Raw genomic sequence first — 15,997 nt, 5'->3', positions numbered from 1 at the left:
ACGAGCCTTTCCCAAACTTTGTGTAACTGCTTATAATCCACTAACTGGAGAATAAGCAATGACTACTCAATCTGACATCAAGAAACTAGCCGAGCAAATGGCTGGTAGCATAAACAGCTTTGATGACATCAAAGACTTTCAAAAGCAGCTCATGCAATCCTTTATCGACACTGCTCTAGAAGCTGAGATGGAATACCATCTTGGCTACCCTAAGCATGAAAAAGCTGATAAGCCAAACAAGCGCAACGGGCACACTAAAAAGACCGTCCGCAGTGACACAGGGGATCTTGAGATCTCCACTCCAAGAGACCGTGACGGCGCTTTTGAGCCCACCTTAGTGCGTAAGCATCAAACCCGTATCTCAGGGCTTGATGATAAAATCATCTTTTTTTATGTTAAAGGCCAAACGACCACCGAGATTGTCGAGACCATCAAAGAGCTCTATGATGTCGATATCTCAAGTAGCTTGGTTTCAAGAGTCACTGACAATATCTTAGAGGACATCACTGCCTGGCAGAACAGACCGCTGAGCAGTGTTTATCCTATCGTCTATTGAGACTGAATTGTCGTTAAAGTACGCCAAGATAAGCAGATTATCAACAAGGCTATTTATCTGGCGCTAGGCGTAGGACTTAACGGTAAAAAAGAGCTGCTTGGTATGTGGTTATCAGAGAATGAGGGCGCTAAGTTCTGGCTAGGCGTTCTCACTGAATTGCAAAACCGAGGGGTACAAGACATACTCATTGCCTGTGTCGATGGTTTAAAGGGCTCTCCTGATGCCATCAATACCGTTTACCCCAATGCTCAGGTTCAGCTGTGTATCGTGCACATGGTGCGCTATTCAATAAAGTTTGTGCCGTGGACGGATAAAAAGGCAGTAGCGGCTGATTTAAAGGCAATTTATGGTGCTGATACTATAGAGATAGCGGAGCCCAATCTTGAGCACTTTGATGAAGTGTGGGGCGATAAGTATCCGCATGTCATCAAGTCTTGGCGCAATAACTGGGAAGGCTTAACGGTGTTCTTTGGTTACCCTAAAGACATCAGAAAAGTCATATATACCACCAATGCTATTGAGTCATTAAACAGTGTGATTCGTACGGCAGTGAATAAGCGTAAGGTGTTCCCGTCTGATCAGGCAGCGTTTAAGGTAGTCTATCTAGCAACCCAGCAGGCGTCTAAAAAGTGGTCGATGCCGATTCGTAACTGGACGTCTGCCCTTAATCGCTTTATGATTATGTTTGATGATCGTATTAGTAGGCATTTAATCTAAAGAGCAGTTACACAGAATCTGGGATGGTCTCAGTTACGACTATATTGTTAAAATCTATAGAACTATCATGTATCGTGGCATAAAAGGTACTTTCATATACTGCTATGACCAAGATCTAAGAGATTACTTTAGTCAATATATTCTTGTCTACTAGAAATATCTCTAATGAGGATAAACGAACAAATCATCCTATTCAGTTTGCTTATCCCTTAGATATTAATGATGTGATTAAGCGCTAGCTCCTTCAATTAGACTCTTAGCTATATCGTGCCAGTTAACTGAGCCTAACACATGTTGTAAAAGGTCACTATAAGTGCTCGAGTCTAATTCTGGCATCGCTTCCTTATGCTCATCTTCGAGTGCTACAGCGAGTTCATTCACTTCTGAGTCACGTGCTCTTTCCATCCAGTAGTTATAACTGCTTTCGTCGTTCGTAAGCCATAAGTTAACATTCCACGTAGCATAGTTAGTCCAGCCATTGTATTCTTTCATTCTTTATTTGACCCTATTTGTAAATTGAAAATATTGCTCACAAAGGAGCTAGTGTGTTATTCAGTATACTATAATAGCTTTACGATTCTTAATACTTCCGATCTTATAATATCTAGTATCATAAATGCTGAGTAATTCAGTGCAACAAAGTGTAACTCACAGAAATAATGGTAATGTAGCTAAAAATGTATTTTTAGCTAATATTATACCTTTAAAATATTTTAATAATGCTATTAAGATTTAGCCTGTAATAATTCTAAAACCTTATCCTCTCCAAGCTGATCAATCAATGCTTGGAGTTGGGCAGTAGGATTAGCTCGCGTTTGCGCATCTGCTCTAAAATCTGCTGTATCTTTGCCATCCCTTAAAGCGTCTAAATAGTCCGCCCATTTCTGCATCATATCACTACGATCATCAATGTACTCAAATCGTCCATACGCTGTTCCATTAGGATCTTTCGTTGTATGACCTAGTGCCATCTCTACAAGCACGAGAGGATACTTCAACTGCTCTTGCAGTATGGTCTTAGCTGTCGCTCTAAAGCCATGTGCACAATGTATGTCTTTATAGCCTAGATCCTTTAGACGCTTATTAGCAGTAGCGTCAGATATGATCTGATGCTTTTTTGCCGTTTGGCTAAAAAATACGTATTCAGTATGACCGTTAATTTTATGCTGCTCACATAATATGTTCACAGCTTGACGAGGTAGGGGAACCACCATGTCCTTGACCATATTTACCTTGCCTTGACCCTTCAATGGCTTTAACTGCCACCTGCCAGCCCCTAGATCTAGATCTGCCCAGCGCATACGTCTTAAGTCACCATTACGAACAAAGAGCAATGCTAATAGCCTAAGGGAGTTGATAGTGTTTGGATCACCTTCTATTGTTTCAATATCTCTAAGCAATTTGGCTAGGTCTTTAGGCTTAGTAACTGCAGGACGATGACCGTAACTAGATTTAGCTAATTGGCTTTTAATAAGTGCCGCAGGATTGCTACTACAAAACCCGCGAGCACCAGCGTAAACAAATACATCACTGGCGATACCTGCACAGCGTTCCGCTTTGTCCGTCGGCTTACCGTCTTTATTTAAAGACTTGGCTTGGATGTCTAAAAGCACTTCAAGCATTCTAGGTGAGTCAATCTCGCTAATAGGCTCATTACCTATATAAGAGCATATAAGCTCTAAGCGACCTTTCTTACGAATGAGCGTATTACCTTTTTGAGTTTGCTCAAGCGTAGCGAAGTATTCCCAAGCAAAGTGGTTAAAAGAGTTTTTAGTTTTACTAATAAAAAGTTTCTTCGTATCTTCACGGTGTATTTTAGGATCAATGCTTTTGCTTAAAAGATCCTCATACTCACGCCAAACTTCACAGGCACGAGCATACGAGATACTTGGATATATACCGATAGAAATAATGCTTTGTTTGGGATTGGAAGGCGGGTAATAGCGATACATCCATGACTTGGTTTCAGTAGGACGTACCATTAAGAAAAGTTTAGGATGGTTTTTAACAGCAACGAAGTACTTCTTATCTTCAGGCTTATGGCTGCTGATGCTTCGATCTGAACTGATCGCTTTTCTTTCCATATCCTAGATCTCCATAAGTACACTCAAACTCAGTATACTTGACAGTATACTCAAAGTGCATGGATTAGGATAGATTCATAGGACAGTATGGAACGCCAGATACAACAAAGCCCCTGATATCAGGGGCTTTAGCTGTTCTATAAGATAGTATAGGACTATGTAATGGTACCCGGAGCCGGACTTGAACCGGCACGCTATTACTAGCGAGGGATTTTAAATCCCTTGTGTCTACCAATTTCACCACCCGGGCAAAACTTGTATTATCTAAAAGTAAGCTTTCTACTTGTTAGATAGTGGTCGCTATTATAAGCATTTATGTTAATAAAGCAAGCTAAAATTAACCTAATACTTATAAATTTTTAACCTAAATAATTGGAGGCTGAGGTCGGAATCGAACCGGCGTTAACGGAGTTGCAGTCCGCTGCATGACCACTCTGCCACCCAGCCAATCAAGGATGCCTATATTAGCAAAAATAATTTAAATTACAAGTCATTTTTTAGTTAAATGTCACTTATCTGCTCACTTGTCGTTATTTGAGCATAAATTAACGGTTATTCGAAGTATTAATAGACTAAATGAAGCCATCACTAAGCCATTGCTAAATGATAGCTTTGTAAAATACAGCATCTAATACAATATGCTAAACGATATCTTTATTATTATATTGCGCTTTTTTAATGTCGCGATAGGTTGCGGTACAAATTAATACCAGTACACCCAGCGTAATCGCTGGCCAAATGAGGATATATAATCCATAGATAAAGACGTTGTCCATGATATCTCCTTATATTTAGTATTTGTTGATTCTTACTTTACTTTGATGGCTTCTAATAATGGCTAGCCAGTTAATGACCGACCATTATTTGATAAGAATAATTTTACTTAAGATTTTGCTAGTGGTTGTACAGGCGGCTTTCTATCATAGTCGCCAACCCGCTGTTTAATGAGGTCAAAGTCAAAATGCTCGTCACCCATTAGGCTGACAATCACGCATACGATGGTACTTGCGCCGTAAGCGGTCAGTGAGGCGAGTAAGACCATGTACTGGCGTAGGAAGCCAGTGGCGAAGATTAACATCAGCACCAGCGTGATAGCGGCGGCGGCCATGCCGATTTTGCGACCTAGAAAGCCAAAGACCATAAGTCCAATAACCACTGCGGCACCGACACTGGCCAATATCTCAAAAAATAGGGCGGTGAAGCCATTAATTGGTATCAGCTCAAAGCGGGCAACGCAGAACAATAACAGCCCAACGATGACCGCTGAGGTAAAGGCGACATTGGTGACGCGATTCCAGAACACACTGGCAATCACTGGGAAAACAATGGCACCCCATAATGCACCAACGAAGACCAGCATCACCAAAATATCAAGCTTAAAGCTGGCAAAAATTAATCCTGCTGCCGTGGCTACAATCATGGTGCCGCGACCGACAAGCATCATGGTTTTTGGTTTAACGCGCCCTTTAGCAAGGTTTTTACCATAGACATCCGCCATCATAATCGTTGATAGCGCTGATAAGTCTGAGTCAGCGGTTGAGGACAGCGAACCTATCACTAAGATAAAGAATAATGCGATAAAGACCGGATGCAAATAAGTACTGACCATCTGCGGGATTAAGTTATTCATGTTGCCGTCAAGCGGCTCGATACCAATAGTTAATGCCATTAAGCCAATCATACCAAGCCCAATGACGATACCGGCATAACCGACCGTGGCAGTGATAAAAGTGGCTTTGATTTTGGTTTTATCAATGGCAAATAGGCGCTGGGTAATGGTTTGGTTACCAATGGCATAAGCCAATACCGCGACAAAATACGGCGCACCTTGCTGAAAGAAGGCTTCAGATGAAAAGAAGTCCTGCTGCTCAAAGGTTAAATTTGACAGTCCGCTGACCATGACCGCCGGACCGCCCATGGAAAATAATACTGCTGGGATGATGATAACTCCAATGGCCATCAATGCGACCAGTTGGGCAAAGTCGGTAAAGACAGAGGCGCGGAATCCCGAGGTTAACGTATAGCTGAGCACCCCAACGCCTGCGATGATAACGCCCGTCTGAAACGATAATGGTGACAGTACGGAGACCAAGGCACCAGCAGCGGTGAAGTTGACCATCAAGCTAATTAAGCTCCCCATAATATTGGATATGGCTAAAATTAATTGGCTTGATGAGCCGTGGCGGGCGTGGATGAGTTCACCCAAGGTATGACCATTTGGGGCAAGTTCACGAAAGCGCATACCAAAAGGGTAAATGAATAAAATCATCAAGGCGCCCCAAAAACCGTAATGTATCGGTCCTGATACGCCGTATTTATAACCGGAAGTAGCGGCTGCATAAAACGACGCCGCCCAAATCCAAGTGGCGGTCATACTGGCGGCGCCCATCCCAAAGCCAACACCGTGACTGGCGACCATAAATCCTGAAGTCGTCTCTTTATCTTTTTTGATTAATAAAGACAGTAAATACGTGCCACCATAAAATGCCAGCAATAATAAAAGAATGGTTAACGATGAAAATTGGAACAATGACTCAGTTTTCAAATTCATACCTCGCAATTGTTTTAATAGAATAATAGTTCGCTTTAAAGTAAAACTTACAAACTGGCGAAAATATAAAAACGCGCGTTAAGCTTATTTGCCACGCGAATGCAATTTTGCCCGCTCGTACAATTAGTAACGAGCAATACGCAGTAAAATAAATGGCTATAAAAACCAAATGCTAACGTCAGAGGGTGTATTAATTTTTCATTGGTCAAAGGCGATTAAAATATTTAATAAAAAATATTGACTAAAAGCTTGTATGAAAAATAACAGCGGCAACTTTTAATTGGCGTCTGCTAATGGATAAACCATTACACGGTCAAATACGGCATTATCGATAGTAGCGATAAGCTACACGAGGCTTACATGGTAAGCTTCCATAGCAAAATTACGGATAAGCACTAAGCCAAAACTGTATGACTTGTGCTAAATGTAGACAGTTTATATCAGCTGTGATAAGCAATAATTAGAGTAACGTTTTACTCATTTATTGCGTGTGAGCTATCATCCGTTGTCGTGATGATAAGTAAAATATTATTGGGATTGTGGTGCTCATTTACTTATCATTGATAAATAAAACTACAGCTATGTTAAATGTTAGTAACATATTTGTGTGGTAAGGGTAACCTATTATCTCTCTAACCTCAAATTTTCCCTCAAAATTCTGAGTCAGCGATGGTTAAGGTAAACTAATAGATGGCTTTATAAGCTAAGCATAATCAGGGTTAGAGCGGGATGGAGTTAAAAAAGCTTAATCGAATGTATAAGTGAAAAATTGCACAGGAAGGGTAATAGGAGTGCATAGTAACTGAGTGAGACATGGCATGTTTAGTTATAGAGATATAACAGCAGAATCCGCTCTAGATTGGTGTTTTAAGCGTATGGACAGTTGGTGTAGTGTTGTTGGTATAGTAAGTGACTCGGTCATCGCGTAAAAAGCCTGCTAGCCCCAAGCCATAGCGCTCAGCAACCCGTACCGCAGTGCTGGTCGGTGCAGACATGCCGATGAGCCAAGGTATGTGACTACGGATAGATTTTTGCACCAGCTCAATAGACAGCCGCGATGTCATGACCACGCATGTTAGCTCTGTTTTATGGCGTAATTGCCAACCGATAAGTTTATCGAGGGCATTATGGCGTCCAACGTCCTCGAATAAATGTAATTCAGCGCCTTGCATGGTGGCAGCGGCATGTACCGCACCGGTTAATTGATGCGTGTGTTGTGCTGCGTTAATGTTTTGCCGTACTTGTAATAAATAATTCAGAGTAGGGATAGTTGATGCTAGCGGTTTTTTGTCTGATTCTAAGTTTGCCGCTGAATAACTGCTCAAATCGGGAAGGGCTTGCGTCAGTCCTGTGATGCCGCACATTCCGCAGCCTGTACGTCCTGCTAGCTGTCGCTTTTGCGCTTGAATACGCTGATGACAGCGCTGATTTAATACCAGTTCTACTATATACACGTCATAGTCTTGCAGCTGCGCTGAAAACTGCTCAAAAGTAGTAGTGGCAGTAGCCGAATCATCCGTTAAATCATTGGTAAATTTCTGATAACTTGCGATATCGGTCAGTTGGGTCACTTCCCAATCTAATAATTCATGACTATGATGAATAAGCCCTTCACTATATAAAAAACCAATGGCAAGATATTCAAGCTGATAGGGGCTTGCCATCAATATCGCATAATGGATACCATTAATAACAATCGCAACGGCTGCCTCTACTGCTAGCATTGCTGATTTGTCATCAACCTCTATTTCTTGGGCTACATCAGTGGAATTTTCAGTAGATAAATAACGATGTTTTTGTGCTAAATGCAGCCGCGATAGTGGCACTTTTTGCTTTAACTCCTCAGCAACATCTGTTGCCAAAGTATCTACTGTCGCTAAGTTATTTTTATTGACCATTATTTTTAACCATTATTGTAGGACATCAATTGCCCACCTTCATTAACGCGCTGTAAAACAACGGTAATCGACTTATAAGCAGGCGTCCTCGAGTCGGGCGCATGACTGTCCAAGTCAATCAGGTCGTTACATTCAGGATAATAGGTAGCCACCGCGTTGGCGGCGATATCCATCTCAGTAAGTATTAAAGGGCCTAAGGTGCGCCGTTCATCTTGACTGTCTTGCCGCGATACCATGACACTATCGCCTTTTTGCCAACCTAAACGCTTGATTTCATCGGGATGCATAAATAACACATCGCGGCGGTTGGTTTGACGATAGCGGTCTTGATGGCCAAAAATCATGGTATTAAATTGATCATGACTACGGACGCTAGTCAATTGCCATACTCTTTGCTCAGTACTTTTTTCGATATTTTTATCTTTAAAATTGTCGCTCGTGCCATTGCTATGATAGTCCGCGCTAGTTTCTACCATTTGCGCGGCGACATAAGTAATCGGATATTGCGGTACTTCAAATTGGGCTTTGCCACTATCGGTATTCCAAACACGATGACGTGCTGGATGGTATAAATGAAAACCGCGCTCGCTTTCACGGATACGCTCATTAAAGTTCTCAAAGCCGTCAATAGCGCGGGCAATATAATTACGGATGATATCGAAGTCGCTACCCATGGTCTGCCATGGAATCGACGAATCAGGGCCAAGCACATAGGTTGCCATATCGGCCACAATTTGCGCTTCAGATTTTAAATCATCACTAATCGGTTTTAGACGTCCTTGTGTCGGTACGATTTGACACATAGAATCTTCAATCGTCGCAAACTGCTCGCCTTTTGCCGTTATCACGCGTTCAGTGCGTCCTATACAAGGCAGGATAAGATTGTTTGCACCCGGATATAGCATGGTTTCATTAAGTTTTGTAGCGACAAAAACATTAAGCTGGGTAGTGGTTAAGGCGGTTTGAATCGCACTCTTATCGGGGGCAGCAACGGCATAGTTACCGCCCATACTGATAAAGGCTTTAAGTTTACCTTGCATCAATGCTTTAGCTCCAGCAATGACATCAAGCCCATTTTCTTGCGGCATAGGACGCTTAAACACGCGCTCAAGGCTATCCAATAAGCTTTGTTTAGGGCGCTCATGGATACCCATAGTGCGATCGCCTTGCACATTGGAGTGACCACGAACGGGCGAGGCGCCTGCACCATTGATACCAATCATACCCATCAGTAGCAGCAGGTTGGTAATCATGGCGACATTATCTTCGCCCTGTACATGTTGGGTAATGCCCATGCCCCACGTACAGATAGTGGCAGGACTGTCTGCCACGAGCTTGGCAAGGTTGATGATGTCTGCTTGTGTAATACCAGAGCCAAGCTCGATATCTTGCCAAGATTGGGCGACCAGCCATTGTTTTAAATCATCAAATCCTGAGGTATGAGTGGTGATGAAATTACTATCAATCTTATCATTTTCGACCAGCCATTTAGCCAAACCAGTCAATAAAGCGACATCACCACCGATTTGAATTTGAATGACCTCATCGACCATCTCATCGCTTTGTCCTGCGGCCATATGGGTTGGTTTTTGCGGGTTTCTAAACTTGCTTAAACCCTGCTCACGCATCGGATTGATAGAGATAATACGGCAGCCTTTTTTATGAGCGTGTGCTAGCATCTCAAGCATACGCGGATGATTGGTCGCAGGATTTTGCCCAAACAACATAATAAGCTTTGCTTGCTCAAAATCTTCCAAAACTACCGTGGCTTTACCGACGCCTAATTGTTTGCCAAGCATCACTGACGTTGGCTCGTGGCACATATTGGAGCAATCTGGCAAATTATTGGTGCCAAAACAGCGCACAAACAGCTGAAACATAAAAGCTGGCTCGTTGGTCACGCGCCCTGAGGTATAAAATAAGGCTTCATCTGGCGAATCGAGATTTTTTAAGACATCAGCGATGCGCTCATAGGCTGCTTGCCAAGAAATAGCTACGTAACGATCTTGCGCTGCATCATAATATAAGGGTTCTGATAAACGCCCGCTATGCTCAAGCTCGTAGCCTGACCAGCTTTGTAGTTCGGTCACACTATGTCTGGCAAAAAACGCTGCATCTGCACGTTGGTTCATCGTTTCACTGGCAATGACTTTGATACCGTTTTCACAGACATCGATAGCTTTATGGGTCTTATGGTCAGGCCACGCACAGCCTGGACAGTCAAAGCCGCCCTTAGGCTGATTGCTATGTAAGACGCTGACACTACCGCGCATAAACGCCTTATAATCCATTAGCTTACGAGTCGATGAGATCAGCGCTGGCCAACCAGCAGCAGGATGGGTATAAACAGGAATTTTGCGCATGACAGACCTCATAGGCGAATGGCGATAAGTAAGGGCTACTATAATAAAAATGACTATATTAAGTGTTGCTATATTAAGTGCTACTATATAATGGCTGATAAGAAATATTGACTATCATTACCTATAGATAACAAAAAACCTCAAAGCAAATGATGCGTTTGAGGTTTTTTTATTTCATAAATCAGCATGACTGATATGTTGCCAGGCCAGCGCATTTAATAACGGGCATCTTTAGGTTTGTTACCATTTGGCCAGTCATTTACTTTACCAGCAAAGTCGGGACGCGGTTGATGGGTGAAAAATTCAGCGACATCGATCGCGTCTTGATCACTCAGCACGTTACCATGACCCCATAAGCCTTTGGTTTGAATGCCCATTGGCATATTGTATTTGACAAAAGCCGCGGCTTTATAAGTACGCGCCAACCCAGCACCAATGTTAAAGGATTCATCGCCCCATAATGGCGGGAAGACAATATCGCCGCGACTGTCTTTCATGCCTTCGCCGTTATCACCATGACAGGTGGCGCATTGTACTTGGTAGATTTTCTCACCGCGCACAGGATTACCAACCAAAGATTCATCCACTTTACCAGCGTTTTGGATATCGACCTTTTGCTCTTTCGGCGTATTTTGGGATAGCCATTTCATATAGGCCAACATTGCCAGCATTTCAGGAGATTCAGGCTGTAATGGTTTGCCATTCATCGAACGCTGGAAACAGCCATTGATGCGTTTGGTTAAGTCGACTTCTTTACCAGAACGTGGCATTACGCGCGGGTAAAAGTTATAACTGTTGATATAGGGGTCGCCAAGTGGGATTTTACCCTGCGAGATATGACAGCTATTACAGTTCATTTGCGCGCCAACGTGCTCGGGCAATAAACGCTTGGTTTCGTTTAATAAGCGCTTACCATAAAAGATTTCATCAGCATTCGGCTCATCTAAAATAGAGGTATCTTGCGGCAACACATAAGTGCCAATGTCTTCGTTGGCATCATCAGCGGTGACTAAGCCATATTGAGGCGCGTTTTGCTCAACTGGATCGGGTTGTGAGCAGCCACTACTGATAGCAGCGATACTAAGCGCTGAAGCAGTCAGGATAGTGGTGGTGAAATTACCCATTGTTATTTTTTCAGAGATAACGCGAGCAATAGTAGGCAAGTTGAGTGGAGAGTTTTTCATTATTTTGCTCCTTTTGTTTGCGTATCAATACTTAAGTCTGGGGCAATATCGGTACTGGTTTTTGGTTTTTTGGCGAGGAAAGCGCGCATTTTTACCACATCATCAACACCAATTTCAGGCGCTTGGTTGGTCCAGCTATTACGTACATAGTTGACCACTTCTGCCACATCTGTATCACTCAGGTTGATAAATTCAGGCATGGTAAAGGCCATGCGATCGTGCGGAGTTTCGGGCATGCGGCCACCGCTCAAGGTGATTTGTAGTACCGAGTCAGCATTTTTAGCATATACCGCACTATTGCCATCAAGGGCAGGGAAAATACGCGCCACACCTTTACCATCAGCACGGTGACAAACTTGGCAATACTCGGCATACAGAATTGAGCCACGCGAATCATAGTTGCCATCAAGCAGTTTTTGCGTAGTAACTTCTTTTTTCGCAGGCAAGGTTTTTTCTTTGTTTGGTGCAGGAGATAGTATTTTTAGATAAGATGACATGGCGTTGATATCATAGTCTGTCATATATTGCGTGCTGTGCTCGACCACTTCGGCCATCGCACCAAAGGCAGCTGTGGTATCAGTACGACCGGTTTTAAAGAAATCATTTAATTCTGCGACGGTCCACGTAGCCAAACCGCGATGCTCACCGCGGATACTTTTGGCGCGCCAGCCATCGATGACCGCACCGCTCAAATATTCTTCTGAGTCGGCATTATTTAAAGCGATTTCTTGGAAACCGATACCGCGCCCAGTATGACAAGAGCCGCAGTGACCAGGACCTTCAACTAAGTATTGTCCACGAGCCAACACTGCATCATCACTTTCAGCGACAAAATTACGTTTTGGATCAAATATTGCTTGCCAGTAAGCTAGAGGCCAGCGCCAGTTTGTCACCGGTGGTAACTCGCTTTTTAGATTGGCTTGCTTGACAGGTTTGACGTCAGACATAAAAAAGGCGTACATCGCGGCCAAATCTTCATCTGGCATGAGCTGATAAGACGGGTAGGGCATCGCAGGGTAAAGGGCTTTATTATCACGACGCACGCCATGCTTGACGGCATTTTTAAAGTCAGTAAACGTATACTGACCAATACCGGTTTCTTTATCAGGGGTAATATTGGTTGAATAAATGGCACCCAGTGGCGTCAGCATAGGCAGACCGCCTGCATAAGTTTCACCGTCAAGCGTCGTATGGCAGGCAACACAATCAGCGGTACGCGCGACGTATTCCCCTTGTTTAATAAGGGCAGGGTCAGTGATATTAACTTCAATGTCACTGCTAGTCGTGCGCATATTAGGCAGTATTTGCCCAATGATAAACGCTAAAATCAGCCCGACAATGGCTGCCATCATAATGATTAATGGCCACTTTTTCATAAGCCCGCCCTCCATAAAAATAGTCTATAAAAATATTACTGCGCTTACTGTCGCTATCTATGTTGTAAGGCTTATTGGTAATGCCTGATTTTTATATTCGATAGCAATCATTAAGCTCAGCCAATTAAAAGATACAATCTTGCTATGTAGTATAGAATATGGCGTAATATGCTGATATTGTGGAAAACCACATTAATTATATGGTTTTAATAAAGCTTACAAACTTGGACGTCTTAAGTCGCAGATAATGCCTATAAATACCGTTTATTTTTTATCGAAAATTGCGCTTAGAACCATAACTTTGAGGGCGTTGAAAGTGTGGAAAGCGTTGCAAGCGTTGATAGCCTTTATGGCTCTGATGGCATTACATGCTTGCTTGGTTATGTCGATGGCGAACGCCCAGACGTATTATTTAGGCGTGCTGGCGCCGCAAGGCGAAACGGTTGCACAAGAACGCTGGCAACCTTGGCTCAATCAGCTTAACAAGCAGCTACAAGATGACACAGTGGTCTTGGTGCCGCTGGCGTTAGAGAATTGGCAGCAGGGAATTGAGGCGCAGCAGTTTGCCTTGGTGCTTGGACCACAAGTACAGCTGATTAAAATGAATACTACCCATTGGCGCTGGCTTGCGACCTTACAAGCTGAGACTGCGACGCCTGCTGATAAACATGATAACGAAATTAATAAAAAAGGCTTTAAAACCAACGCCACTGATAGGCAGTTTTCCGCAACGGTTAATCTAGCCAATGAATTTAATAAGCTCAGTCAGGGTAGTCCGTTAAAAGAACCTAGCGCCATGGAAGAGGTCGCTAGTGCACTCTGGGTAAAATCAGACAGCGGCATTTATCAGCTGCAAGATTTGCAGCAGCGTAAAATTACTGCCGTCGATAGCGAGGCGTTTGGTGGTTATCTACTGGTCGCGCATTTATTACAGCAAAACGGCGTGCCGTCCAATCGTTACCAGAGTCATTTCGTCGGCTATCCTATTGAGCGCACATTACATGCATTGGCGAGTGGCAGCGTAGACGCAGCAATAGCGCCGCTTTGTTTGATGGAAGAGATGGTGCGGCAAGGTAAAATTAGCGAGAAGCAATACCGTCTTATTCACCCTGTCGCGACGACTTCTAGCTGTCAATCTTCAACGCGGATATATCCAAATTGGACATTGGCAGCGACAGAGCAAGCACCTGCGGTGCTGATTCGACAAATTAACCAAAACTTATTTGGTACAAGTCAGTCAAAGCAAGCGTTGTTAGGAATAGGACAGCACTGGCTACCACCCGAATCGAGTAGCGATGCTGAACGTATCCTTTATGATATGAACCGTCATCCTGCTCAAAAGCAGCTGGGCGCGCATATGGTCGAATGGGTAAAGGCGCATCGATTGTGGATGGCGGTTATTGTTTTAATTATACTGATATCAACAGTAAATTATGCGTGGATGAGTTGGCTGGCATGGCGACGACGGCAAAAAATTACCCTGCAAAATCGATTGATTCGCGATTATGACCAGCAGCTACGTCAATCAGAACGCTTCGCTGTCATCGGTGAGATGAGTGGCTCAATCGCCCATGAAATTAATCAGCCGCTGGCGACTATTCAAAATTATGCCCAAGGATTACTGATTCGCAGTCAACGCGGTCAAGAAAGAAAGGGGTTGGATAACAACTCTTTAAATAGTTTGACTGCGGTAGAAAAGTCCCTGATATATAAACAAGCGACAGAGAGCGCATTGCAGCAAATTGTCAATGAAACCGAACGGGTTGCGGCTGTTATCAGTAATATTCGGCGCTGGGCAGGGCGCTCACAGCCGGATGAAGTGAGGGTGGATATCGCCACTACCTATGAGCAGTGTATATTGCTATTGGGTGAGAAGGCGTCAGCAATGAGTTTTTGGCTAGTAAGTGACTATCCATCGTTGCAGTTGCCAAACCTAGTTCTTGACCAGTTATTGATGAACAGTATGGTAAACGCCGAGCAGCAAGGGGCGACGCAGATAATGTTACGTTGTCAGGCAGAAGATTATAATGGCAAATCATATATAGTATTGCATATGACCGATGATGCAGGCGGTTTTGATGAGGCACAGTTGCTTGACCATAAACAGTTAACTGGTAATAAGCAGCTAGTTGATAATAAATCACAGCAGCGCCTACACAATCGTTACGCCACCAAATCAACTAAAGAGAATGGTTTAGGCTTGGGTCTGATGATATGTCAGCGCTTGTGCAAGTCACTTGGCGGTATGATGCGACTTAGTAATATCGAAGTGCAGCATGAGCTTAATTGCATACAAGCGTTAGGTGGTTATCAGCAACGCTTTAAGCGTAACTTAAATGGTAAAGTGCGCTTAATGAAAACTGAAAGCACTTATCCTCTAGCAAACAAGATTGGTGCGCAAGTGTCTTTTTATCTGCCGCTGCATTTGGCTGATAATGCTGAGAAATAAAGCAATCAAAAGAGAAAGTGAGCATAAGAGAGTTATGAACAACCAAGCGCTTATAAGCTTTGCAAATCAATTTAGTTATAAGGTCGCGTATGAATGCTCAGCATCATTCCAATAAGTACTTAGATTCTCAAAGAGCTAATAATCATTTGGCCGCTCTAAATAGTGAGTTTTTGCTTATTCATATTATTGACGATGAAGAAAGCGTGCGTAATTCCTGTGATTTCTTGATTAGCAGCTTGGGATTGTCGACCCAAGTATGGCCGAGTGCGCTGATGTTTTTGCAGCAAGTCGATATTTATCACCCAGCAGTAGTGGTTAGTGATTTGATGATGCCAGAAATGAGCGGTCAGGCACTGCAAGCACATCTTAATCAACATGACAGTCCGATAGCACTTATTGCATTGACTGGCAAGGGTGAGATTGCTGATGCCGTCAATATGCTCAAACAAGGCGCGGCGGATTATCTCGAAAAACCGATTAATAGCCATCGTATACAAGAAGCGCTTGCGCGCGCTCAAGCATTAACCCACAAGCGTGCTCAGCTTTATGGTATTAAAAAGCTCTATGCGCAGCTGACCGATAAAGAAAAGCAGGTCGCTAATGAATTATTAAAAGGCAATCTGAATAAAAATATCGCTGACCATTTAGACATATCGGTACGCACGGTAGAGGTGCATCGCTCACAAGTGATGAAAAAAATGCAATCACAGCATGTCAGTGAGTTGATTCAAAAGTTAGTGCTGCTCGAAGCTTAACAACCAAAATTATTACAGCATTCATAAAAAAACGCCTGCTATTAAACAGGCGTTTTATTTTTTA

At 43.2% G+C, this 15,997-nt stretch carries 10 protein-coding genes, 2 tRNA genes and 1 pseudogene; 3 read left to right on the top strand and 10 right to left on the bottom strand.

What is annotated here, in order from left to right; translation table 11 throughout:
• Window positions 1-58: 58 nt before the first annotated feature.
• A pseudogene (locus FHS24_RS09315) lies at window positions 59-1,273 on the top strand (IS256 family transposase).
• A gap of 228 nt (window positions 1,274-1,501) precedes the next feature.
• Here FHS24_RS09315 and FHS24_RS09310 read toward each other — a convergent pair.
• From FHS24_RS09310 to FHS24_RS09270, 10 genes are all read right to left on the bottom strand, one after another.
• A complete protein-coding gene (locus tag FHS24_RS09310; protein WP_183620882.1) occupies window positions 1,502-1,765 on the bottom strand; it encodes a DUF7249 family protein in 264 nt (87 codons plus the stop codon).
• Window positions 1,766-1,998: 233 nt separating this feature from the next.
• On the bottom strand, window positions 1,999-3,357 hold the full coding sequence (locus FHS24_RS09305) for a tyrosine-type recombinase/integrase (RefSeq protein ID WP_183620881.1): 1,359 nt from the start codon (window positions 3,355-3,357) through the stop codon (window positions 1,999-2,001).
• Window positions 3,358-3,520: 163 nt separating this feature from the next.
• Window positions 3,521-3,607 (bottom strand) — tRNA-Leu (locus FHS24_RS09300).
• A 123-nt stretch (window positions 3,608-3,730) separates the two neighbouring features.
• A tRNA-Cys gene (locus tag FHS24_RS09295) sits at window positions 3,731-3,804 on the bottom strand.
• 194 nt (window positions 3,805-3,998) lie between these two features.
• On the bottom strand, window positions 3,999-4,133 hold the full coding sequence (locus FHS24_RS12340; RefSeq protein ID WP_221185053.1) for a putative transporter small subunit: 135 nt from the start codon (window positions 4,131-4,133) through the stop codon (window positions 3,999-4,001).
• 107 nt (window positions 4,134-4,240) lie between these two features.
• Window positions 4,241-5,887, bottom strand: a complete 1,647-nt coding sequence (locus tag FHS24_RS09290; protein WP_201599036.1) for a sodium:solute symporter family protein — start codon at window positions 5,885-5,887, stop codon at window positions 4,241-4,243.
• A gap of 875 nt (window positions 5,888-6,762) precedes the next feature.
• A complete protein-coding gene (locus FHS24_RS09285) occupies window positions 6,763-7,806 on the bottom strand; it encodes a formate dehydrogenase accessory sulfurtransferase FdhD (RefSeq protein WP_183620880.1) in 1,044 nt (347 codons plus the stop codon).
• Window positions 7,807-7,811: 5 nt separating this feature from the next.
• Entirely contained in the window at window positions 7,812-10,169 is a 2,358-nt protein-coding gene (locus tag FHS24_RS09280) for an FdhF/YdeP family oxidoreductase (protein WP_183620879.1), read from the bottom strand.
• A 215-nt stretch (window positions 10,170-10,384) separates the two neighbouring features.
• Window positions 10,385-11,353: a c-type cytochrome gene (locus FHS24_RS09275; protein ID WP_233449112.1), complete on the bottom strand. Its 969-nt coding sequence runs from the start codon at window positions 11,351-11,353 to the stop codon at window positions 10,385-10,387.
• Complete coding sequence (locus FHS24_RS09270) at window positions 11,353-12,729, bottom strand: cytochrome c (protein ID WP_183620878.1); 1,377 nt, start codon at window positions 12,727-12,729, stop codon at window positions 11,353-11,355. The genes FHS24_RS09275 and FHS24_RS09270 overlap by 1 nt, the downstream gene beginning before the upstream one ends.
• Before the next feature lie 316 nt (window positions 12,730-13,045).
• On the opposite strand from FHS24_RS09270, the gene FHS24_RS09265 reads away from it, so the two are divergent.
• Together FHS24_RS09265 and FHS24_RS09260 are read left to right on the top strand one after the other, a co-directional pair.
• Window positions 13,046-15,178, top strand: coding sequence for a sensor histidine kinase (locus FHS24_RS09265; RefSeq protein ID WP_183620877.1), 2,133 nt, complete (start codon window positions 13,046-13,048; stop codon window positions 15,176-15,178).
• Window positions 15,179-15,267: 89 nt separating this feature from the next.
• On the top strand, window positions 15,268-15,933 hold the full coding sequence (locus tag FHS24_RS09260; RefSeq protein WP_183620876.1) for a response regulator transcription factor: 666 nt from the start codon (window positions 15,268-15,270) through the stop codon (window positions 15,931-15,933).
• Window positions 15,934-15,997 lie beyond the last annotated feature (64 nt).

This window comes from Psychrobacter luti, from assembly GCF_014192115.1.
GTDB classification, from domain to species: Bacteria; Pseudomonadota; Gammaproteobacteria; order Pseudomonadales; family Moraxellaceae; genus Psychrobacter; species Psychrobacter luti.
Note: the sequence above shows the minus strand (reverse complement) of the source record. Positions and strands in the feature narration are given on the sequence as shown.